Annotated in this window: 17 protein-coding genes; 7 read left to right on the top strand and 10 right to left on the bottom strand. The window is 63.6% G+C overall.

The genetic code is table 11. The features are described from left to right. Positions 1–125: 125 nt before the first annotated feature. From AC3CB8_RS22440 to AC3CB8_RS22420, 5 genes are all read right to left on the bottom strand, one after another. On the bottom strand, positions 126–2,591 hold the full coding sequence (locus AC3CB8_RS22440; RefSeq protein WP_352726260.1) for a GcvT family protein: 2,466 nt from the start codon (positions 2,589–2,591) through the stop codon (positions 126–128). Further along, on the bottom strand, positions 2,588–3,769 hold the full coding sequence (locus AC3CB8_RS22435; protein WP_352564716.1) for a pyridoxal phosphate-dependent aminotransferase: 1,182 nt from the start codon (positions 3,767–3,769) through the stop codon (positions 2,588–2,590). Before AC3CB8_RS22435 ends, AC3CB8_RS22440 begins: the two co-directional genes overlap by 4 nt. Next, positions 3,762–4,667 (bottom strand): homocysteine S-methyltransferase family protein, encoded by a 906-nt coding sequence (locus AC3CB8_RS22430; RefSeq protein ID WP_352564718.1) that lies wholly within the window; start codon positions 4,665–4,667, stop codon positions 3,762–3,764. Before AC3CB8_RS22430 ends, AC3CB8_RS22435 begins: the two co-directional genes overlap by 8 nt. Next, positions 4,664–7,117 carry a GcvT family protein gene (locus AC3CB8_RS22425; RefSeq protein ID WP_352564720.1) on the bottom strand — a complete coding sequence of 818 codons (2,454 nt, stop codon included), beginning with the start codon at positions 7,115–7,117 and terminating at the stop codon, positions 4,664–4,666. The genes AC3CB8_RS22430 and AC3CB8_RS22425 overlap by 4 nt, the downstream gene beginning before the upstream one ends. A 92-nt stretch (positions 7,118–7,209) precedes the next feature. Further along, positions 7,210–7,806 (bottom strand): helix-turn-helix domain-containing protein, encoded by a 597-nt coding sequence (locus AC3CB8_RS22420; protein WP_224682457.1) that lies wholly within the window; start codon positions 7,804–7,806, stop codon positions 7,210–7,212. Between the two features lie 169 nt (positions 7,807–7,975). On the opposite strand from AC3CB8_RS22420, the gene AC3CB8_RS22415 reads away from it, so the two are divergent. Further along, a complete protein-coding gene (locus tag AC3CB8_RS22415; protein ID WP_023791818.1) occupies positions 7,976–8,680 on the top strand; it encodes a nitroreductase in 705 nt (234 codons plus the stop codon). Between the two features lie 21 nt (positions 8,681–8,701). On the opposite strand, the gene AC3CB8_RS22410 is transcribed toward AC3CB8_RS22415, so the two are convergent. The 5 genes from AC3CB8_RS22410 to AC3CB8_RS22390 all read right to left on the bottom strand — a co-directional run bounded on the left by AC3CB8_RS22410 (position 8,702) and on the right by AC3CB8_RS22390 (position 15,458). Next, complete coding sequence (locus AC3CB8_RS22410) at positions 8,702–10,144, bottom strand: MFS transporter (RefSeq protein ID WP_023783082.1); 1,443 nt, start codon at positions 10,142–10,144, stop codon at positions 8,702–8,704. A 163-nt stretch (positions 10,145–10,307) separates the two neighbouring features. After that, positions 10,308–10,895 carry a sarcosine oxidase subunit gamma family protein gene (gene soxG / locus AC3CB8_RS22405; RefSeq protein ID WP_023791815.1) on the bottom strand — a complete coding sequence of 196 codons (588 nt, stop codon included), beginning with the start codon at positions 10,893–10,895 and terminating at the stop codon, positions 10,308–10,310. Next, positions 10,888–13,881 (bottom strand): sarcosine oxidase subunit alpha, encoded by a 2,994-nt coding sequence (locus AC3CB8_RS22400; protein WP_352564723.1) that lies wholly within the window; start codon positions 13,879–13,881, stop codon positions 10,888–10,890. Before AC3CB8_RS22400 ends, soxG begins: the two co-directional genes overlap by 8 nt. Beyond that, positions 13,878–14,174: a sarcosine oxidase subunit delta gene (locus tag AC3CB8_RS22395; protein WP_015317398.1), complete on the bottom strand. Its 297-nt coding sequence runs from the start codon at positions 14,172–14,174 to the stop codon at positions 13,878–13,880. Before AC3CB8_RS22395 ends, AC3CB8_RS22400 begins: the two co-directional genes overlap by 4 nt. A 24-nt stretch (positions 14,175–14,198) precedes the next feature. Beyond that, positions 14,199–15,458, bottom strand: coding sequence for a sarcosine oxidase subunit beta (locus tag AC3CB8_RS22390; RefSeq protein WP_352564725.1), 1,260 nt, complete (start codon positions 15,456–15,458; stop codon positions 14,199–14,201). A gap of 197 nt (positions 15,459–15,655) precedes the next feature. Between AC3CB8_RS22390 and AC3CB8_RS22385 the strand changes: the two genes are divergently transcribed. The 6 genes from AC3CB8_RS22385 to AC3CB8_RS22360 all read left to right on the top strand — a co-directional run bounded on the left by AC3CB8_RS22385 (position 15,656) and on the right by AC3CB8_RS22360 (position 23,189). Then, on the top strand, positions 15,656–18,142 hold the full coding sequence (locus AC3CB8_RS22385; protein ID WP_023783085.1) for a mechanosensitive ion channel family protein: 2,487 nt from the start codon (positions 15,656–15,658) through the stop codon (positions 18,140–18,142). 211 nt (positions 18,143–18,353) lie between these two features. Next, a complete protein-coding gene (locus AC3CB8_RS22380) occupies positions 18,354–18,617 on the top strand; it encodes a hypothetical protein (RefSeq protein WP_015317401.1) in 264 nt (87 codons plus the stop codon). 224 nt (positions 18,618–18,841) lie between these two features. Further along, a complete protein-coding gene (locus AC3CB8_RS22375) occupies positions 18,842–20,275 on the top strand; it encodes a UbiA family prenyltransferase (protein ID WP_023783086.1) in 1,434 nt (477 codons plus the stop codon). A 2-nt stretch (positions 20,276–20,277) separates the two neighbouring features. Next, entirely contained in the window at positions 20,278–21,627 is a 1,350-nt protein-coding gene (locus tag AC3CB8_RS22370; RefSeq protein WP_352564728.1) for an FAD-binding oxidoreductase, read from the top strand. A 123-nt stretch (positions 21,628–21,750) separates the two neighbouring features. Further along, positions 21,751–22,185 (top strand): EamA family transporter, encoded by a 435-nt coding sequence (locus tag AC3CB8_RS22365; protein ID WP_023783088.1) that lies wholly within the window; start codon positions 21,751–21,753, stop codon positions 22,183–22,185. Further along, the gene (locus tag AC3CB8_RS22360; protein WP_352564730.1) at positions 22,182–23,189 is read left to right on the top strand and encodes an NAD-dependent epimerase/dehydratase family protein; all 1,008 of its coding nucleotides are present in this window, start codon (positions 22,182–22,184) and stop codon (positions 23,187–23,189) included. Before AC3CB8_RS22365 ends, AC3CB8_RS22360 begins: the two co-directional genes overlap by 4 nt. Positions 23,190–23,214: the final 25 nt, after the last annotated feature.

Below are 23,214 nucleotides of genomic sequence, written 5' to 3'. Positions count from 1 at the left end.
GATGCGGGCAGGCAGATGAGGGGCAGCGTCAGCGTTTGCCTCAGTTCGAGACGTTCGCGCCGCCCCTCATCCGGCCCTTCGGGCCACCTTCTGCCCGTGAACGGGGAGAAGGAAGAGGCGCCGCGCTACATCTTCGTCCGTTCCGACCTCGGATCGTACATCGGTTTCACCGATGCCTCAGCCGCAAACCGTTCGCCGGCGATCTCGATTTCATAAGTCGAGGCGAGCACATCCGCCTCGCTCTGCCCTTGGCACGGCACATAGCCCAGCCCGATCGCTCCGCCGAGATGGTGGCCGTAATTGCCCGAAGTGATCGGACCGATGATCTTGCCATCGCGCAGGATCGCCTCGTTGTGGAAGAGCAGGGGCTGCGGGTCCTTGAGGCGGAACTGGACCAGGCGGCGGTTCAATCCGGCCTCCTTCTTCTTCAGCACGGCATCTCGGCCGATGAAATCGCCCTTGGCCGTCTTCACCGCGAAGCCGAGGCCCGCCTCCAGCACATTGTCCTCGTCGGTGATGTCGTGGCCGAAATGGCGGAAAGCCTTTTCGATGCGGCAGGAATCCAGCGTGTGCAGTCCGCAGAGTTTGAGGCCGACATCGGCGCCGGCCTCGTCGATCGCCTCGAAGACGCGGGCGGCCTGTTCGGTCGAGATGTAAAGCTCCCAGCCGAGTTCGCCGACATAGGTGACGCGATGCGCCCGGGCGAGGCCCATGCCGATTTCGATCTCCTGGAACGTGCCGAAGGGATTGTTCTCGTTGGAGAAGTCGTTGGGGCTGACCTTCTGGATCAGTTTTCGCGCATCCGGGCCCATCACGCAGAGCACGCTTTCAGCGGCGGTTACGTCCGTGATGACGACGAACTGGTCGCCGACGTGCCGGCGCAGCCAAGCGAGGTCGCGCTGCAGCGTGGCGCCCGGCACGACGAGGAAATAAGCCGTATCCGAAAGCCGCGACACGGTGAGGTCGCTCTCGATGCCGCCGCGCTGGTTGAGCATCTGCGTGTAGACGATCTTGCCCGGCGCGACATCCATGTCGTTGGCGCAGAGCCTTTGCAGGAAGGTACAGGCGTCGCGCCCCTCGACGCGGATCTTGCCGAACGACGTCATGTCGAACAGACCGACCTTGTTGCGGACCGCCAGATGCTCCTCGCGCTGGTTGTCGAACCAGTTCTGCCGCTTCCAGGAATAGCGATATTCGCGCTCCTGGCCTTCGCGGGCGAACCAGTTGGCACGCTCCCAGCCGGCGACTTCGCCGAACACTGCGCCGCGCGCCTTCAGATGCTCGTGCAGGGGCGAGCGGCGGACGCCACGCGAGGTTGCCATCTGGCGATAGGGGAAATGGTCGGCATAAAGCAGGCCGAGCGTTTCGGAGACGCGTTCCTTGAGATAGCGGCGGTTCTTCTGGAACGGCTGAGTGCGGCGGATGTCGACTTCCCACAGGTCGAACGGGGCTTCGCCATCGTTGATCCACTGCGCCAGCGCCATGCCGGCGCCGCCCGACGAGACGATGCCGATCGAATTGTAACCGGTCGCCATCCAATAGCCGCGCAACTCCGGCGCTTCGCCGAGATAGTAGCGATCGTCAGGGGTGAAACTTTCAGGGCCGTTGAAGAAAGTGTGGATGCCGGCCGTCGCCAGCATCGGCATGCGGCTAACGCCCATTTCGAGGATCGGTTCGAAATGGTCCATGTCCTCCGGCAACTGGTCGAAGCAGAAATCCTCGCGGATGCCGCCCATGCCCCATGGCTTGGCTACTGGCTCGAAAGCGCCGAGCATCATCTTGCCGGCGTCTTCCTTGTAGTAGGCGCACTCGTCCGGCACGCGCAGCACAGGCAGGCGGCCAAGGCCGGGGATCGGCTCGGTGACCAAATAAAAGTGCTCGCAGGCGTGCAGCGGGATGTTCACGCCGTTCTGGGCGCCGAGGTCGCGCGCCCACATGCCGGCGCAGTTGATGACGATGTCGGTCTCGATCGTGCCCTGGCCTTCGCCTTGCGCCCAGGACACGCCGGAGACGCGGCCGTTTTTAGTATGGACCTTGGTGACCTTCACATTCTCGGCGATGGTGGCGCCGCGTTGGCGGGCACCCTTGGCCAGCGCCATGGCGATGTTGGCCGGGTCGCACTGGCCGTCGAGCGGCAGATGCACGGCGCCGACCACGTCCGAGACGTTGAGATGCGGGTACATCTCCTTGACTTCACTGGGAGAAATCTCGCGCACATCGACGTCGAAGGCGCGAGCGAGCGATGCCTGCCGGTAGATCTCGTGCTTGCGCTCTTCCGTCAGCGCCACGGTGATCGAGCCGACCTGGCGCATGCCGGTGCCGACCTCGGTCTCGGCTTCCAGCTTGACGTAGAGATCGGCCGAATATTTCGCCAGCCGGGTCATGTTCTGCGAGCCGCGCAACTGTCCGATCAGCCCTGCGGCGTGCCATGTCGTGCCCGAGGTCAGCTGCTTGCGCTCCAGAAGCACGATGTCGGTCCAGCCAAGCTTGGCCAGGTGGTAGGCCACCGAGCAGCCGGAGACGCCGCCGCCGATGATGACGGCCCTTGCCTTGGTGGGAATGGCTTTCGTGGGAAGGCTCCTGGCGGTCATGCGGCCTCACGACGGTAGCTGGAAACGAAACGGCGCAGCCGGGCGGCTGCTTCCCTGAGCACGGGTTCGGGCTGGCACAGGCTGACTCTGATATGGCCGGCGGCGGCTTCGCCGAAGCTCGAGCCCGGCATGACGCCAACCTTCTCCTTGTCGAGGAAGGCGAAGGCGAACTTCTCGTCGTCGGGTTCGACATCAGATATGTCGAGCATGACATACATGCCGCCTTCGGAACCGCGCACGGTGACATCGTTCATGCCGCGTACCGCATCGAGCAGGACGGTGCGGCGTGCCGCGTAGCGTTCGGCGATGTCCTTGACGCCATAGTGCTGCTCCAGCGCCTCGGTGCAAGCGATCGAGATGAAGGCCGGCAGGCCATAGGTCGTCACCAGGTTGAGATTGATCAGCAGCGTGATCATTTTTTCCGGACCGGTCAGCCAGCCCATGCGCCAGCCGGTCATGCCGTGGCTCTTGGACATCGAATTGATCACCAGCGTGCGCTCGGCCATACCGGGCAGCGAGCGCGGCGAGACATGCTCGCCGCCGCCCAGCGTCCAATAGACCTCATCGGACAGCAGCCAGAGATCGTGCTCGCGGCAGATTTCGGCCAGCTGTTCCAGCGGCTCGCGCGAATAGACGGCACCGGTCGGGTTGTTCGGTGTGTTGATCAGTATGGCGCGCGTGTTGGGCTTGATTGCCGCACGGATCATGTCCGCGCGCGGTTGGAACCCATCCTCGGCCGGTGTTTCGACGACGGTGAAACTGGCACCGGCGGCACTGAAGGTGTTGGGATAGGTAGCATAGTAGGGGGCAACCACGATGGCGTGGTCGCCCGGGTCGAGAACGGCCTGCACGGCCGCGTAAAGTGCTGCTTGGCCGCCGGGCGTGGCGATGACTTCTTCCGGCGTCGTCTCGACACGGGTGCAGGCGCTGGAGGCCGCCGCCATCGCCTTGCGCAGGCGCGGCAGACCGGGCAGCGGCGTGTAGTGATGGTTGCTGCCGCGAACCGCCGCAACGCAGGCTTCGATCGTCTCCGACGGCGTGTCGAAATCGTGGTCGCCGACCGACAGCATGATAATGTCCTCGCCGGCTTCCTTGCGAGCCCAGGCGGCGAAATGAACTTCCCAGCCGTCCTTGCCCGATGGCACGATGCCGGTGATGCGCGATGATGGTTTAGGCATGTGAGACTCCCGAGATCGCGTAGCCGCCCTGTTGCAGCCGGTCGCGCAAGGCGGCGATATGGGCAGGACCGACCTCGCAGCAACCGCCGACGATGTCCGCACCCGCTTTCACCCAGCCGACAGCCTGGTCGGCGTAGGCATCCGGACCGAGGTCGTGGCGGGCATGCAGTACATCCACCGTGCCGCCATGCTTGAGCGCTTCGGTGGAAGTGAAGCCATTGGCATAGGCACCGACCGGGCCGCCGAGCTCGATCAGTTCAGGCAAGGCCGCCGCGATCGCTTCGGGGCGGCAGCAGTTGAGCAGCCGCGCCGCCACCGGCAGATTCCCGAGCGCATTGGCCGCCGACGCAATCGTCTCGCCGCTGCGCAAGCGCGGCGTGCCGTGATCGGCCAGCGTCCATGACACCCAGGCAGGCTTGCCGCTTTCCGATGCGGCGGTGACCGCCGCGCGCGCTTCCTCCGACGACGCCATGGTCTCGCAAAGGAACAGGTCGACACCGTCCGCCTGCTCGGCGACGATGCGGCGGTAGATGTCGAGCGTATCCTGGTAGGAGATCGTCAGCGCCGGTGCGTAGCTGCCGAAGAGCGGCGACAGGCAGCCGGCGATCGCCGCATCGCCGGCCTCGTCGCGCGCTTGCCTGGCGAGCTCGATGCCAAGCTTCTGCAATGGCTTGAACAGGTCTTCCGCGCCTTCGCGCGCCAGGCGTTCGGGGGTCGCAGAATAGGTGTTGATGGTGATGACGCGGGCGCCGGCACGGATGAATTCGGCATGCAGGCCTCGCACAAGGTCCGGTTCGTCGATCAGCACCCTGGCCGACCACAGCGGCGTCGGCTCGGACCGGCTGCGCCGCACCAACTCCTGGCCCATGCCGCCATCAGTGAGGATAACGTTCTTCATGCGCGCAGTCTTTCGTTCCTGGGATCCCACAAGGGCTCGTCCTGTTGCACGATCGCCTTGAAGCGATCGCCGAAGATCTCGACCTCAACTGATGTGCCGGGTTCGGTCAGGTCGGCGCGCAGCATGCCGAGCGCGATCGCCTTGTCGATGCGATGGCCCCAGCCCGCCGATGTCGTCTCGCCGACGATCTGGCCGTCATGCCAGAGCGTCGACATGTAAGGTGCGTCGCAGTCGCCGGGATCTTCGACGACCAGCGTGACGAAGCGTTTCTTCACGCCTTGCTGTTTTTCGTTCTGGAGGGCCACCTTGCCACGGAAATCGGGCTTTTCCCATTTGACAAAGCGCTCTAGCCCGCCCTGCAGGATCGAATAGTCGGTAGACAGATCACCCTTCCAGGTCCGGTAGCCTTTTTCGAGCCGCAGCGAATCCAGCGCGTACATGCCAAATGGCTTCAGCCCATGATTCTGCCCGGCAGCGCAGATCGCATCGAAGATCGCGGCAGTGTCGTCGACCCTGGTGTGGATTTCCCAGCCTAGCTCGCCGGCGAAGGAGACGCGGACCAGCTTGGCCCATCGCCCGGCAATCCTGGTCTCCTGATGCGTCAGCCAAGGCAAGATCAGGTCGGCGTCACAGACGTCGGCAAGGATTTTTCGCGAGTTGGGACCGGCCAGGATCTGCGTGGAGAATTCTTCCGTCCGGTCGATCAGCTTGAACGCCGCATCCCCGGGCATGTGCGATTTCAGCCATTCGAAGTCATGCCACTGTGCCACCGCCGCGGTGATCAGCGTCATGGACTCCTCGCCATGACGCACCACCGACATTTCGGTGACGATGCGGCCCTTGTCATCGGAGAAATAGACAAGGCCGATGCGGCCGGGTTTCGGCACCAGGCCGGTCACCTGCCGGCTCAGCCATTCGGCGGCACCAGGGCCCTCGAGATTGAAGCGCGAGAAGCCGGGCAGGTCGAGGATGCCGGCGGTGTCGCGGACAGCCAGGCACTCTTCGCGCACGCGCTGCTGCCAGGGACCGTCGCGACGGAAGGTCAGCGTGGCTTCCTCGGAGACGTCGTCGCCGTCCTGCGCGTACCAGGTGGCGCGTTCCCAGCCATTATAGGCGTCGAAACGGGCACCCAGCGCCTTGATCCGATCGTGGATCGGCGACAGTTTCCTGTCACGTCCTTCCGGCCAGGCATGGCGCGGGAACTGGATGGCGTATTCGTTGCCGTAGATCTCCATGCCCTTGGCCACGCAATAGTCCGGCGCGGAAGCAAAGGAGGTGAAGCGGCGCGGATCGCACGACCACATGTCCCATTCGGTCTGGCCTTGCGTCACCCATTCGGCCAGCACCTTGCCGGCACCGCCGCCCTGGGCGATGCCGAAGGTGAAGACGCAAGCCTCGAAGGCGTTGGGAACGCCGGGCATCGGCCCGATCAGCGGATTGCCGTCCGGCGCATAAGGGATCGGACCGTTGATGACCTTCGACAGGCCGGCGGTGCCGAGGATCGGCACACGGGCGACGGCGTCGGCCAGGTAATGTTCCAGCCGGTCGAGGTCGTCGGGGAAGAGCTGGAAGGAAAAATCGTCCGGCATGGGATCGTTGTGGGTGGCCCAGTGCGCGCGGCAATTGCGCTCATAGGGGCCGAGATTCATGCCAGCCTTTTCCTGGCGCAGATAATAGGAGGTATCCACGTCGCGCAGCAGCGGCAGCTTCTTGCCCTGCTCCTTCGACCAGGCGGCGAGTTCGGGGATTTCCTCGAACAAAATGTACTGGTGGCTCATCACCATCATCGGCACTTCGCGGCCGAACATCCTGCCGACTTCGGCGGCACGGTAGCCGGCAGCATTGACGACCATCTCGCAGCGGATCTCGCCTTGCGGCGTCTCGACCACCCACTCGTCCTTTTCGCGGCGCACACCTGTCACGGAGCAGAACCGGATGATTTTCGCACCCATGTCGCGCGCGCCCTTGGCCAGCGCCTGCGTCAGCTGTGCCGGGTCGATGTCGCCGTCGCTCGGATCGTACAGCGCGCCCTTCAACTCATGTGTTTCGAGGAAGGGGTAGCGGCGCTTGATTTCGTCGAGCCCGATCACGTCCATGTCCATGCCTTGGTAACGGCCCATGCCCTTGGCGCGCTGGAATTCCTGGATGCGCTCCTTCGTGTGGGCGAGCCTGAGCGAGCCGGTGACATGGTAATTCATGGGATAGTCGACGGCGTCGGCGAGGCCGCGATAGAGCTCGGTCGAATAGCGCTGCATGTTCATCAGCGACCAGGAGGAGGAGAAGGTAGGCACATTGCCGGCCGCATGCCAGGTCGAGCCGGAGGTCAGCTCATTCTTTTCCAGGAGCACGCAGTCCGTCCAGCCGGCTTTAGCCAGATGATAGAGCGACGAGGTGCCCACAACGCCGCCTCCGATGATCACCACGCGCGCCGTGCTCGGCAAACCCGCCATCTTCTTCTCCCAATCTCAAGCGCGCTGCGCCGTTATTTTTGTTTGATGCCTGTCGTTATCCCAAACCGCTGCTCAGTTTGGGCGATATGCGCTCAATAGACCGGCGGCGAAACCACCCAGATGACAACCGCCGGTTCGCTGCCCGGATTGCGCCAGCGGTAAGGCTTGCCTTCGAAGCGGAAGGAGTCGCCCTCGCCAAGCCGGTGCCAGACGCCCGCAATCTCGATGTCGAACTGCCCCGACGCGATGTATCCGGCCTCCTCGGTCGGCCGGCGGGCCTCGTTCTTCAACTCCGCGCCCGGCGCGAAGACAGACCGCACCATCTCGAAGGTACCACCGAGGTCCGGTGACAGAAGCTCCTCCACGAGGCCGGATTCGCTGGTGCCAAGCGTGCGGCGCTTGCCGGCGCGTACCACGACGCCGCGCTCGCTTTCCACGGGCACGTCATGGCTGAAGAAGAGGCTGATCGGCACGCCGAACAACTCCGCGAAGGCCCTGAGATCGCTGAGCGACGGCGTCGACAGCCCGCGTTCGACCTGGCTGACCCAGCCGACCGAACGGCCGAGCTTCAGCGCGATCTCGGCCAGCGTAAGCCCGCGCACCCGGCGCAACGCCCTGATGTCGCCGGCCAGCACTCGCTCGTCAGGTCCCTGCAATGTTCGTGCGGTAGGGGAGGCCAAATCGCTCACTTCATGAAAATTTTCAGGCGAATTTCATGAGAAATGAAGCTCATGAAAAAATCAAGTAGATTTTCACCAATGCTCAAGATTTGCTTGCAGGATTTTGACGGTTCATGCAAAGCCTCCGCCGCGAGCGGCGAGTGGGGACGTCCGATCGCGAATGGCTAAGGGACGGCCCATGCTGGAAAAGAAGGCTCGAATCGCGGTTGACGCCGAAATCGTCGACGATGCGATCATGTCGCGCCGTTCGGTGCGCGCATTTCTGCCCGACATGATCGACGACGAGACGATCCGTGACATACTGACTGTTGCGGCGCGCGCTCCTTCCGGCACCAACATGCAGCCTTGGCGGGTCTACGTTACCAAGGGCGGGACCAAGCAGCGGATCACGGATGCCATCATGAATTCCGGCATCCGTGCCGAAAAAGCCGACTGGGACGAATATCGCTATTATCCGACCCAGTTCTTCGAGCCTTACCTCACCCGCCGCCGTGCCAACGGGTTCGGCCTCTATGGCGCGCTCGGCATAGGACGTAGGGAAGTCGACAAGATGCGTGCCCAGCACGACCGCAACTTCGTCTTCTTCGACGCGCCGGTCGGCATGATCTTCACCATCGACCGCCGGCTCAACCAGGGTTCGTGGATCGACTACGGCATGTTCCTGCAAAACATCATGGTCGCGGCGCGGGGCAGGGGTCTGCATACCTGTCCGCAAGCGGCCTTCGCGCCCTATCACCGCCAGATCCGGCCGGTGCTCGGCATTCCCGACGAGGAGATCGTCGTCTGCGGCATGGCGCTCGGGTATGAAGACACATCCAAGCCTGAGAACGCCTTCCGCACCGAACGTGAGCCGCTCGAGGAATGGGTGAGGTTCAGCGAATAGGCTGCGTCCGCCGCAAGCCCGCTATTCCGTATTCATGTGCGCGCCGTGGCCACTCACATGGGCGCCGTCCTGCGGCGTCAGCTTGAGATAGGCTGATAGCGCGCAGAGCGTGATGACGCCTTCGATCACGAACAGGATCCGGAAGTCGCTGGCGACGGCAGGCCCGCCGCCGGCGAGAAACGACAGCATCGCAGCCGCCAGGCCGACGCTGATGGCGACCGCCAGTTGCCACAGGATATAGTAGAGCGCGCTGAAACGGGCGAGCTGTTCCGGCGCGATGTCGGAATAGGCGAGGTTGCCGGTTGAGGCCCATTGCACCGAGCGGAAGACGCCGAAGACGAAGATGTAGGTGAGCGTGATCCAGACCGGGGTTGTTGCCTGCACCAAGGCGAAGCCCGTGACCATGGCGGCAACCACGGGCGTGTTGAAGACCAGCACGCGGCGAAAACCGAAACGGTTGAGGAGGCGTGGCATGAAGACACGCATACCCACCGAACCGACCGCCGCCACGAAGGTCAGCGATCCCGCCTGCACCGCGCTCATGCCGAAGCCGAGCTGGAACATCAGCGGCAGCAGGAAGACGACGGAGCTGAGGCCGATCGTGTCCAGGCCGCCGCCGGTAAGAAACGAGATGCGGAAGGTGCGGATGCGCAGGAGCTTGAGATCGAGCAGCGGATTGCGCACGCGCAGGCAGTAGAAGGAGGCTGCCGTCAGGATGATGAGCGCCAGCGCAAGCTCGGCCGCGATCATGCCGCCGGCGGCGTCTTTCGACGCCAGCGAGTCCATGCCGAAGACCAGCAGCAGCATGCCGCTGCCGACCAGCGCAAAGCCTTGAAAATCGAACCGCGTGCGCACCGGCTTGGTCATCGTCGGGAACAGCGAGGCGGCAAGGATCGCGGCCGCGAGCGCGAACGGCACGTTGATGAAGAAGATCCAGCGCCAGGAGATGTAGGTAGTCAGCGCGCCGCCGACGAGCGGACCGACCAGCGGTCCGGACTGGCCGGCCAGCGATATGTACATGTTGATCTTCAAGGTCCGGCTGCGCGGGAAGGTCGACAGGATTACGACCTGGCCAAGCGTTCCCATCAGCGCGCCGCCGAAGCCCTGCAGCGCGCGGGCGCCGACCAGCATCCAGAGGTCGTTCGAGAGCCCGCACATGGCCGAAGCAGCGGCAAACACCAGCAAGGCAAAGCAATAGACGTTGCGCAGCCCGAAACGGTCGGCCGCCCAGCCGCCGAGCGGCATCGAGATGATCAGGCTGGCGACGTAGACGGTGATCAGCAGGCCGAGCTGGCTAGGCGGACGGCCAAGGCTTTGGCCGATGCCCGGCAGCGCCGTCACCACGACGTTCTGGTCGAGGCTGGTCATGAACACGCCGCAGGCGACTGTCAGTGGCAACAGGAGCAAGGCTCTGGCCGGCACATCGGCGCGATCGGTAGCGCCGGCGGATAGTTCAGCGGTCATGGGGATGTTCGAACCAAATATGCCGACTCTGAGAGGGGATTTTCATACCCCTTTGGACCGGTTGGGCGGCCACCTTTTCTATCATGGGCGCGCTCGGCAGGATTCTCTAGCGGCAGAACCAGCCGGCATTGAGGCCAGAGGCCGCGGCTCTAAGGCCGCATGCCTACTGCACCTCGTAGCCGACTTCCTCGCTTGCGTGGCACAGCGCCTTCCAGAACGAGCGGGCGAAGGAGCGAAAGACATAGATGTCGAACTGGTCGGTGCCGGTGCGCTGGATCTGGGCGAAGACATCGTGATGCATTGTCGAGCGGCCGGCGCCGACCGGAAAGGCAGGCAGGGCGAAGTCGATGGCGAAGAATTTCGACAGCACCCATTCGGCTTTCGGCCCGGCAATGCGGATCGCGGTGCGGCCATGCGACAGGTCCGTCACCGTGCCGATGGCCGGCGTCACCGCCTTGGTCAATGCTACGGCCAGTCCTTCGGCTTCATCGGTCACCGTGAATTTTCCCGGCGCGGAACCGAATACCGCTTTCACGCCGTCGCTCGAGCCGCCGCCGGCGCCATCGGGCAGAGCAAGCCCGGTCACGGTGCGGATGGCCTCCATCAGTTTCTTTTCCTCGCCGGGCCATGCCGCGAGTTGCACGATCGAGCCCGGCCTGGTTTCGGTGAGCAGGATCTCGACGCCACGTTCGAAATTGCCGTGCGAGCCGACATGGAACTCCGGCTCGAGGGGCGATTGACGCTCAGCCATGCATGCGGGTACCTTCCGGATCGTAGAAGTGGTTGGACACGATCTCCACGGGTCCGAAGCGGTTGCGCAAGGGATCGGAGACATGCGCACGCGTGCCGTGCCTGGCCTTGCCGCCCTTGACCAGCGCCAGCGCGATATGCTTGCCGAGCGCCGGCGAATAGCAGCAAGCGGTGATGTGCCCGATCGAGCCGTGCGGATTGGCTTCGTCGACGTCCTCGACAATGTGCGCGCCGCCATTGAGCGGCCGGTTGTCGAGCGCGATCAGGCCGACCAGATCCAGCCGCTCGGACGCGACGAGACCTTCCCGATCCATCATCGCGGAGCCGATGAACGGCTTTTTCTTCGACAGCATCCAGTCGAGATGCAGGTCGCGCGCGGTGGTGCGGCCATCGATCTCGGCGCCGGTGACATGGCCTTTCTCGATGCGCATCGTGCCCAGCGCCTCGAGGCCGTAGGTGACCAGCCCGAACGGCTTGCCGGCCTCGACCAGCGCTTCCCAGACATGGGTGCCATGGCCGGCGCCGGAATAGACCTCGAAGGCCATTTCGCCGGAGAAGGAAAGCCGGCAAATCATCACCGGAACGCCTGCGATCTCGCCGTGCACGATGCCCATGAAGGGCAAGGTGGCGTTGTCCACGGCAGTGCCGGTGACGCAGGCTGCCAAAATCTGCCGCGCTTTCGGGCCGCCGATCGCGGCTCCCGCCCATTGGTCGGTCACCGAGGTGACGTGGACCTTGAGTTCCGGCCAGATCACGTCGAGGAAATATTCCAGATGCTGCATCACCTTGCCGGCATTGGCCGTGGTGGTGGTCATCAGGAAATCCTGTTCGCCCAGCCGCCAGGTGGTGCCGTCGTCGAAGGCAAAGCCGTCCTCGCGCAGCATCAGCCCATAGCGCGCCTTGCCGACGGCGAGCGTCGAGAACATGTTGGTGTAGACACGGTCGAGGAACGCGGCGGCGTCGGGACCCTGCACGGCGATCTTGCCCAGCGTCGAGACATCGACGATGCCCGCGCTTTCGCGCGTCGCCTTGGCTTCGCGCACATAGGCCTGTTCGACAGTTTCGCCCGAAAGCCCGTAGATCATCGGGCGATACCAGAGGCCGGCGGAGTACATGGTCGCGCCATTGTCGACATGCCAATCATGCATCGGCGTCAGCCGCTCGGGCTTGAGGTCGCCGAAGCGCTCAGCTACCAGCGAGCCGATCGAAACCGGCGCGAAGGGTGGCCGGAAACGGGTGGTGCCGACTTCTGGGATGGGTTTGCCGAGTGCTTCCGCCATGATGGCAAGGCCGGGGACGTTGGAGCTCTTGCCCTGGTCGGTGGCCATGCCGAGTGTGGTGTAGCGCTTCAGGTGCTCGACAGAGACGAAGCCTTCGCGATGCGCCAGGCGGACATCCTCCGCCGTGACGTCGTGCTGAAAGTCGACAAAGCTCTTGCCGCTGCCCTTGATTTCGAACACCGGCGCGGGATTTGGATCTCCGGGAGGTGCCTCGACAGTGGGCAGCGCCGCCGGCGTTGGGGTCCCGCCACTCGCGGCAAGGCCCGCGGCGCGCCCTTCGGCCATCGCCTCTACCGTCGAAAAGCTGCCGGTGAAGGCGCCGGCGCCGATCCAGCTTTGCGTCGGCTTGGGCGGCAGGAAGGCCTGCCGGGCCGCGTTCCATTCAGCCTTGGCGCCGGCCTGGCTGGCCAGATGGATGGTCGGCGACCAGCCGCCGGACATCAGCACGCAATCGGCGTGGATGCTGCGCGCATCGCCGCTCAGCGCACCCGCGACCATGTCGAAGCGCTGAACCTTGAGGCCGGACAAGGCCTTGCCGCCTTCCGTGCCGACCACCGCATGGCCGGAAAGCAGTTCCGCCTCGGCTTCGCCGGCCAGGGCGCCCATCTCGGCGGATGGTTGCGCGCGCACGTCGACGATGGCAACGATCGCCGCTCCTGCCTGCTTCAGCGCCAGCGCCGAACGGTAGGCGCTGTCATTGTTGGTAAACAGCACGATCCGCTGCCCCGGCAGCACGCCGAATTCGTTGGCGTAGCGCGCCGCCGCATGCGCCAGCATCACGCCGGGCCGGTCATTGCCCGGAAACACCAGCGGCCTTTCGAAGGCGCCGGTGGCCAGCACCACGGATCCGGCGCGGATCGCCCAGTATCGATGGCGCGGCTCACCCTTGGCGGGCTGCGCCTTGTGGTCGCTGACCCGCTCGAGCGCGGCAAGCGTATTGTTGTCGTAGTAGCCCCAGACGGTGGTGCGCGGCAGAAGCCGGACATTGTCTCGCGCTTCAAGCTGGGCCACGGTACGCCGCACCCAATCAGCGGCGGGGGCGCCATCGATGGTTTCGCCGGACCAGTTGGCCGATCCGCCGAAGCGCGGCTCGAGATCGGTCAGGATCACACGGGCGCCCTGATCGGCGGCTGCCTTGGCGGCCATTAGCCCGGCCGGGCCGGAGCCGACCACAAGCACATCGCAAAAGGCGTTCATGCGCTCGTAGCGGGCCGGGTCCTTCGCCGATCCGGCGCTGCCGAGGCCGGCGGCGCGGCGGATGAACTGTTCGCAGAACATCCAGAAGCGCGTGCCTTTCAACGGGCCGACAACCGGTCCCATGAAGGTCTTATAGTAGAACCCGGCCGACAGCAGTTTGCCGCCGAGCTGGTTGACGGCATGGATGTCGAAGGCAAGCGAGGGGAAACGGTTCTGGCTGACGGCGACCAGCCCGTCATGGATCTCGACCATTGTCGCCGGAATGTTGGGTTCGCGCACCTCGCCCTTCAGCACCGTCACCAGCGCGTTGGGCTCCTCGACGCCCGCGCTCAGCAGGCCGCGCGGCCGATGGTATTTGAAAGAACGTCCTAACAGGGTGACGCCATTGGCCAGCAGCGCGGACGCCAGCGTGTCGCCGCCATGCCCGGTATAGGCAACGCCGTCGAAGGTGAAGCGGATCGTCTTCAGCCGGTCTATGCGGCCGCCGGTGTCGGTGCGGCGCGGGCTCATGGCTTGTCCTCCGCCTTGCGGCGAGCGGCCGAGCTGTGATCGCCACGCGCGAAGGCGACACTGGAAATCTCGTGCGTCAGCGTGTTGCGCACGACCCTCAGGTGAGCCCGGCAGCCACCGGAATGTTGCCAGATTTCATTGTGGTCGCCGGCCGGGTTCAGCCGGTCGTAGACATAGGCATTCCAGGCCTCGAAATTCTGCGAAGCGGGGTCGGGACGTTCGCGGTTGCCGTCACCCTGATAGGTGAACTCGATGACATCGCGCGGGCCGCAATAGGGGCAAGTGATCAGCACGGAATGTTCCTAATGAAGCCTTGTCTAGTGAAGCCTCGGGTTTGCACCCTGGCCCTTGTCGTCGATCACCAGCCCCCGATGAAAGCGGTCCAGCGTGAACGGGGCGTTGAAATCGTGCGGTTGATCCTTGGCGATGGTCCAGGCAAAGCACCAGCCGGAAGCGGGCGTTGCCTTGAAGCCGCCATAGCACCAGCCGCAATTGAGATACATGCCGGGCAGGGGCCCCATGGTGATGATCGGCGAGCCGTCCATCGACATGTCGCAGACGCCGCCCCAGGAGCGCAGCATGCGCACACGCGCAAGGCCCGGGAAAAGGGCCAGCATCTCGCTCATCACCTCGTCAACGATGGGCAGGTTGCCGCGCTGAGCGTAGCTGTTGTAGCCGTCGATGTCGCCGCCATAGACAAGGCCGCCCTTGTCGGACTGCGACATGTAGAAATGGCCCATGCCGAAGGTCACGACCGTGTCGATGAAGGGTTTCAGCGATTCGGTGACGAAGGCCTGCAGCACATGGCTTTCGATCGGCATCGTCTCGACGCCGGCGAGTTGCATGACCCGTCCGGTGCTGCCAGCCACCGCGACCGCTACCTTCTTGGCCCTGATATCGCCGCGCGAGGTGGCAACGCCGGTAACCCGGTCGCCGTCGCGCAGGAAACCGGTGACCTCGCAATTCTCGATGATGTCGACGCCGCGCCGGTCTGCGCCGCGCGCATAGCCCCAGGCGACGGCATCGTGCCGGGCGGTGCCGGCCCGCCGCTGCATCAGGCCGCCGACCACGGGAAAGCGTGCCTCATCGGAGATGTCGAGCGCCGGGATCAGGCGCTTGATCTCGGCTGGTGTCATCAATTCCGCATCGACGCCGAGATGGCGCATCGCGTTGCCGCGTCTTGCGTAGTCGTCGAACTGAGCCGGCGTGTGCGCCAGATTCAGGCAGCCGCGCTGCGAGAACATGACATTGTAATTGAGCTCGTGCGACAGGTTTTCCCACAGCTTCATAGAATGTTCGTAGAAGCGGGTGTTGGCGGGCAGCAGGTAATTCGAGCGAACGGCCGTGGTGTTGCGGCCGACATTGCCGGACCCCAGCCAGCCTTTCTCCAGCACCGCGACATTGGTGATGCCGTGTTCCTTGGCTAGATAGTAGGCGGTCGCCAGCCCATGCCCGCCGCCGCCGATGATGATGACGTCGTAGGAGGCCTTCGGATCCGGCTTGCGCCAGGCCGGCTTCCAGTCCTTGTTTCCCTTGAGCGCGTTCGCGAGCAGCGAAAGGGCCGAGTACTCTGCCATGTGTATGATGTCCGTTGCGGGCGATGCGGCAGACTATAGAGCAGGGGGCTGATGCAAAGCCAATATTGCGCCATCGCCTTTCGACTGGCCGACGCTTGAGCAGCGCGATCGTCGCGGTGACTTGCCCCATGATATGGCCGTCTTTATCAAGGACAGGCTTTTTGATGCCTTTGCCGCCCGCGAGTCGCCTATTCATCATGTTTTTTCGATTGCTTCGCCTCATCCTGGTCCTGGCGCTTGTCGTTTCGGCGCCGCTGTCGTTCGAGGCGGCGGCGCAAGGCGTTGGCCAGGCGCCCGCTGGACTGGTCGCCGACCAGCAAAAGATCATTCAGGGCCTGGCGACAAAGGCCGACAATTTCGAGAAGCAGATACAGCAGGATGGCGAGGACGACAGCAACCTCGTCGACATCCGCCTGCAGCTCGAGGAATTGTCACGGCAATCGCTGACCAGCGCGCTGGCGTTCCGCACACGGCTGGGCGAAATCAACAGCAGGCTCGAACAGCTCGGGCCGCCGCCCCCCTCCGGCCAACCGGCTGAACCCGGCATCGTCAGCGCCGAACGCGAGGGGCTGACATCCGAAAAGGCCGAGATCAACGCGGTCATCGCGCAAGCTCAATCCTTGTCGATCCGCATCAGCGGGCTGATCGACAAGATCGGCAACATGCGCAGCGCGCTGTTCCGCAATCTTTTGACCAAGCGCTACGTGCTCTCGGACGCGTTGAGCCCGCAGGTGTTTTCCGACGCGCGCGACGAGTTCGGCAATTTCTACAAGGCGGTGTCGTCCTGGCTGAGCTTCGCCATCAAGTTCAAGTTCCAGGCTATCCTGGCGGCGACTTTCGTGGCGCTCGGCCTGGCGCTGGTGCTGCTGGTCGGCGGGAGGCGCCTGTTCGGGCGGGTGTTCGAGGCCGATCCGACCAATGAGGACCCATCCTATCTCAGCCGCCTGTCGGTGGCCTTCTGGTCGACCTTGCTGCCGACGCTGGCGGTGGCCGCCTTTCTCGGCTCGACGATCTTCTTCTTCAATTACTACAACGTGTTGCGCGGCGATATTGGCCTCTTCCTCAATGCGTTGGCCACCGTCATCGGCGTGGTGTTCTGTGTCAATCGGCTGACCAACGCGGCACTCGAACCGCGTTTGCCCAACTGGCGGCTCATCCCCGTCGAAACCGGGCCGGCGCGCTGGCTGGTCCGCCTGACCACCGCCATGGCCGTGGTGATCAGCTTCAACACCTTCCTGTCGGTCGTGAACGACAAGATGGGGTCGCCGCTGTCGCTGACCATCGCGCGCAGTTTCGTCGCCACCATCATCGTCGGCGTTATCCTGATCCTGATGGCGATGCTGAGGCCGTTCAGGGCGCGTGACGGAAGCTGGCGCCCATGGCCGGCCTGGCTGCGCTACACCTCGCTCGGGCTGGGGCTTTTCACCATCATCGCGGCGCTGCTCGGGTATATCGGCCTTGCTCTGTTCGTCTCGCTACAAGTCGTGGTCACAGGCACCGCGTTGATAACGGCCTATATCGGCTTCCTGTCGGCGCAGGCGATCGGCGAGGAGGGTGCTTTCGCCAACACCTCGGTCGGGCGTTGGCTGTCGGCCAATTCCAGCTATGAAGATACCGCACTCGACCAGCTCGGCCTTGTCGTCAGCATTGCCATCAACGTGATGATAGTGCTGGTGTTTCTGCCGCTGATCCTTTTGATGTGGGGCTTCCAGCCCGGCGATATCGAGGCGTGGGCGTACAAGCTCGCCACCGGAATCAATATCGGTTCGGTGACCATTTCGGTCACCGGCATCCTGTCGGGCATCGTCGTCTTCGTCATCGGCTATTTCCTGACGCGCTGGTTCCAGGGCTGGCTTGACGGCTCGGTCATGGCGCGCGGCAAGGTCGACGCCGGTGTGCGCAACTCGATCCGGCTGGCGGTCGGCTATGCCGGCGTGGCACTCGCCGCGCTGGTCGGCATCTCGGCGGCCGGCATCGACCTTTCCAGCCTGGCGCTGGTCGCGGGTGCTCTTTCCCTCGGTATCGGCTTTGGCCTGCAGAATGTGGTGTCGAATTTCGTCTCCGGCCTGATCCTTTTGGCCGAGCGGCCGTTCAAGGTCGGCGACTGGATCGTGGCCGGCGACGTCAGCGGCACGGTCAAGAAGATCAGCGTGCGTGCCACGGAGATCGAGACTTTCCAGCGGCAGTCGGTGATCCTGCCCAATTCGAACCTGATCAACAACGCCGTCGGCAACTGGACGCACCGCAACAAGCTCGGTCGCATCGACATCAAGGTGGGCGTCGCCTATGGCAGCGACGTCAAGCAGGTCCACGCGGTGCTGCTGGATATCGCGCGCAGCCATCCGCTGGTGCTGAAGAACCCCGAGCCTTTCGTCTTGTTTTCCAATTTTGGACCCGCCGCACTCGAATTCGAGATCCGCGTGTTCCTGGCCGATGTGATGAACGGCAACATCGTGCAGAACGACGTCCGCTTCACCGTGCTGGAAAGATTCGACGACCAGCACATCGAAATCCCGTCCACGCCGCGCGCGGTCGTCGAGGCCAAGAAGCACGTGGCATGGCCGACCGACGACGACAAGATCGAGGCCGATTTCGCCGAACGGGAAGAGGCCAAGGCGCAAGCCGAGGCCGAAGCGAAAAAGCTGCCGAAGCAGCGCAAGTCGAAGAAACCCGATCCGGATTAGGCTCTGGATCCTCCTGCCGGGCTGCCATTGCCGACAACACCGCATTGCCGCGCGGCCAGGTTGGCGGGGGTATGTGCGAAAGCCAAAGCCAATTGCGGCATGAATGCGGCATTCAGTTGCGGTTCAGCTTCCATCTCATATAAGTTCCCATGCAAAGGCGAGAATGCCTTGTGGAAATGCAACAGAGGCGGTGGGAACACCGATATTGCAAATGTGGAAGTCTCTCGTCGCTGCCGTGGCCTTGCTCGCCGTGAGCGGCTCGGCCCATGCCGCTAGCGCGGTCAACAAGGACGCCGAGACACGCACGCTGGTCGTGACCGAGGGCGGCAGCAAGACCGAGCTTGCGCTGGCTGGCGGTGAAACCGTCGAGTTCTGCCAGAGTGGCTGTTTTGTCACCTTGCCCAATGGCGACCTTGAAGCGCTGACCGGTTCGGAAACCGTGGAGATTTCAGGCGGCGTCGCCCGCATCAAGTAATCTCGGTCGCATGATTGGAAAGGCCGGGCGTTTGCTCGGCCTTTTATCGTTTCCGGTAGCTGTTGTTTAACAATGACGATGGAAATACGGCAGCGGCAGCCCTTTGCAACCGTGCGTTTTAATGTTCGCTAGGCGATCCCCCGCTATACCAGCATCAAGACGCCAAAACACGGCGCTCAACGGGTTCCGGTTTCCGGATCAGACGCTGGCAGGGCAGGACGGGCATGGACGCGCGGTCGGACAGGAACGCAATACCGCTTGCGGTCGATCTCGACGGCACGCTGATCGCGACGGACCTTTTATGGGAAGGATTGTTCATCCTCCTCAAGAAGAACCCGCTCTATTTCTTCCTGGTGCCTTTCTGGGTTGCCGGCGGACCGGCGCGGCTGAAGCAGGCGATCGCCCAACGCATCGACATCGACCCCGCCACGCTGCCCTATCGGGCGCCACTGCTCGACCGGCTCCGCACCGAGCACGCCGAAGGCCGCAAGCTCGTACTGGCCACCGGCACGCCGCGCAAGTTCGCCGACGCCATTGCTGTCCATCTCGGCATTTTCGACCGGGTACTGGCCACCGAGGGCCTCGACAATCTCACTTCGGGAAAGAAGCGAGCCTCGCTCCTTGCGGCCTATGGCGATGCCGGTTTCGACTATGCCGGCAACAGCCGCCATGACCTCCAGGTCTTCGACGCGGCGCGCAGCGCGATCGTGGTGGCGCCGGACCGTCATGCCGCGCGCTGGCAGGCGGCGCATGGTGCCGAAACGATGCCGGCGCCCAAGCCGACATTGCGGACCATCGTCAAGATGCTGCGCGTCCACCAGTGGCTGAAGAATTCGCTGATCGCCGTGCCGATGATGCTGTCGCACGAATATTTCAATTCAAACATGATCTGGGAATGCCTGCTGGCGGTCATCTCGTTCAGCGCGGTGGCGTCGGCGATCTATATCCTCAATGATTTCTTCGACCTTGCGCTCGACCGCAAGCATCTGACCAAGCGCAACAGGCCGTTCGCCAGCGGTGCGCTGTCTATTCCGTTCGGCCTTGGCGCAATCGCGGTGCTGCTGGCGATCGGCGTCGGCACCGGGCTGTTCCTGTCGCTTGAATTCCTGGCTGTGCTCGGTGGCTACATGGTCGTTACCACGGCCTATTCGCTATCGTTCAAGCGCATGCTTCTGGTCGACGTGCTGACGCTTGCCGGCCTCTACACCATTCGTGTGCTCGCCGGCGCGGCCGCCACAGGCGTCGACGTCTCGTTCTGGCTGCTCGCCTTCTCGATCTTCTTCTTCCTGTCGCTGGCACTGGTGAAGCGCTTTGTCGAATTGCGCACCACAGCCATTCCGCCCGGCGAACGCATTGCCGGCCGCGGCTATCGCACCGAAGACCAGGAGATTGTCGCCCAGGCCGGCATGGCTTCGGCGTTCTCCTCGGCGCTGGTGCTGGCGCTCTACATGGACAGCGTCGCGGTGCGCGAACTCTATCCGCATCCCTGGCTGATCTGGCCGCTGGCGCCGATCGTGCTTTATCTCACCATGCGTGTCTGGATCCTGGCGCGCCGCGACGAAATGCACGACGATCCGGTCGTCTTCATCATTCGCGACTGGCGCAGCCAGATCGTGGTGGCGATCGGCGCGGTGCTGCTGGTCATCGGGGGCTGGTAGGCATGGCGGAACGCCTCCAGAGCTTTGGCCTTGCCACGCCGCCGGCGGCAAGGGCGATCCACGCCGATGACGCCATTGCGCTGCTGAAGGGCGGCCAGGCCAGGCAAGCGTCGCTGCTTGCCTATGGCAACGGCCGATCCTACGGCGATTCCTGCCAGAACCAGCTCGGCACTGTCATCGACATGCGGCCCCTGAACCGCATTCGCGGCTTCAACGCCGAGAGCGGTCTGCTCGAAGCGGATGCCGGGGTGCTGCTCGCGGATGTCATTGCACATGCCGCGCCTCATGGCTTCTTCCCGTCGGTGGTGCCCGGCACACAATTCGTCACGCTCGGCGGCGCCATTGCCAACGATGTCCATGGCAAGAACCATCACCGGCGCGGCACGTTCGGTTGCCATGTGGAAAGCTTCACGCTGCTTCGGTCGGATGGACACAGCTATCGCTGCTCTGCGACCGACAATCCGTGCCTGTTTCGGGCGACCATCGGCGGCATGGGCCTCACCGGCCTGATCCTGTCGGCTTCGATCCGGCTGATGCGGGTTCCGTCGCTCGATATCATGGAAAAGACGATGCGGTTTCGCGACCTCCGCGAATATTTCGATCTTGCCGACGCGGCGGACCAGGCCAATGAATATGCCGTCGCCTGGATCGACCAGCTCGTCGGTGGCCGCAACAGCGGACGGGGGCTGCTGTTTACCGGCAACCACGCCGAGCACGGCTCGCACGCGGCCGCGCGTGCGAGCGCGAAATTCTCCGTTCCGCTCCAGCCGCCATTCAACGTGCTCAGCCGACCGTTCCTGACAGCTTTCAACGCAGCCTACAGGTGGAAAAAGGGGCAGTCCAAGGCGCCGCGCCGGGTCGGATACCAGGGCTTCTTCTTCCCGCTCGACGGTGTGCGCGACTGGAACAGGCTCTATGGCCCGAAAGGTCTGTTCCAGCATCAGAGCGTGGTCCCGGAAGAGGCCGCGCGCGCAATCGTGCCGGCACTGCTCACGGCGGCCAGGCAGGCTGGGCAGGGGTCGTTCCTCACCGTTTTGAAGCGCTTCGGCGGGGTCCGCTCGCCGGCACTGCTGTCGTTCCCTCGTCCGGGTTACACGCTGACGCTGGACTTCCCCAACAGGGGAGCGGCGACGCTTGCCCTGCTCGGCGAACTCGACCGCATGACGATCGCGGCTGGTGGGGCGGTCAATCCTTACAAGGATGCGCGCATGAGTGCCGCAACCTTCGTCGCTTCGTTCCCGGAGTGGCCGAGGCTGGAAGCGCTGCGCGATCCCGCCTTCATGTCCGGCTTCTGGGCGCGCACGGCCGGGAGTATCGACCTGCGGCGGCGCGATGCAGAGGCGGCCGAATAGATAAACTTAGAATGAATTGTGGTTTACGAACGCTTAACATCAACATTTACCCAAAAAATGTCTTCGGGTTCACGAAATCTTTTCAGATTTGTATTACCTAATATCACAGGGGCGGCGGACTACATGAAATATATCGTCTTCATTTTGTTTACGGTCATGACAAATGCTGCTGCGCAGCTGATGCTGAAGCAAGGCATGATGTCGCTCGGACCGATTTCATTCGAGGGCGCCAATCCGCTGATCAAGCTGTTGCAGATCGTCTTCAGCCCCTGGGTCTTCCTTGGCCTGTGCACCTTCGTCATTTCGATGGCCTCGCACCTCTACGTGCTTTCCAAGGTCGAGCTTTCCTTCGCCTATCCGTTTCTGAGCCTGGCTTACGTCGCGGTCGCGATCTTTGCCTATTTCGTCTTCCGGGAGGACCTGAATGGTTGGCGCATCGCCGGCATTGCCTTGATCTGCGTAGGCACGGTGCTGATCGCGCAAAGTGGGCGAGGGCATGAAGACCAGAGCGCTTCCATTACGCCCGACAAGATACAAGCAAACGAGATCGTTCGATGAGACATGTGATTTTCGGGGGTGACGGCTTTGTTGGCCGTCACCTGGCGCCGAAGCTTGTGGCCGACGGTGAAGAGGTTGTCGTCGCCGACATCGCCAGGAGCGACCTTGCGCATTACCGCACTGTCCGCTTCATCAAGTGCGACGTCACCGACCAAGGCTCGGTTGCCGGGGTCGGGCTGAAGGCCGACGACATGGTCTACAATTTATCGGCCAAGATGCTGTCGCCGATCCAGGTGCGGGCGAAGCGACACGACTTCTTCTTTCCGGTCAATTTCCACGGCACCGAGCACATCCTGCAGGCCATGGACAAGGCTGGTGCCCCCAGGCTCGTCCACTATACGACCGACATGATCTATGGTCACACCGTTACCCAGCCGATGACCGAGGAGCACCCGGTCGCGCCGCTCGGCGAGTATGGCTGGTCGAAGCAGAAGACCGAGGAACTGGCCGCCGAATGGCGCAAGCGCGGCATGTCGATCTCGCTGTTTCGCCCGCGCCTTATCATCGGCCCCGGCCGGCTCGGCATCCTCGAAAAGCTGTTCAAGCTGATCGACTGGAACTTTCCCGTGCCGATGATCGGTTCGGGCCGCAACCCCTATCAGTTCATCTCGGTGTTCGACTGCGCCGAGGCGGCGCGCGCCGCGTGGAAGGCCGGTGTGCCCAACGAGGCCTATAATCTCGGGTCGCTCAATCCGCCGGCGGTAAAGAAATTGCTTGGCGACCTGATCCGGCATGCCGGATCGAAGTCGATCCTGCTGCCTACACCCGGCTGGGCGGTCAAGCGCACGCTCGACCTGCTCGACCTCTTAAACATGCCGATCATGGATCCGGAGCAATATCTCATCGCCGACGAGGACTGCGTGCTCGACGTGTCCAAGGCCGAGCGGCAGCTCGGCTGGGTGCCGCGGTACCGCGACGAAGACATGCTGATCGCCGCCTACAGCGAATACCGCGCCAAGAAGGCCGGGCCCGCCGTCGCCACCAAACATGTGCCCGCCGAATAGGGGCGCGCCGAACAGTTTATTGCGC

The organism is Mesorhizobium sp. P160927 (genome assembly GCF_057766385.1).
This window is presented reverse-complemented; position numbering and strand designations above follow the sequence as displayed.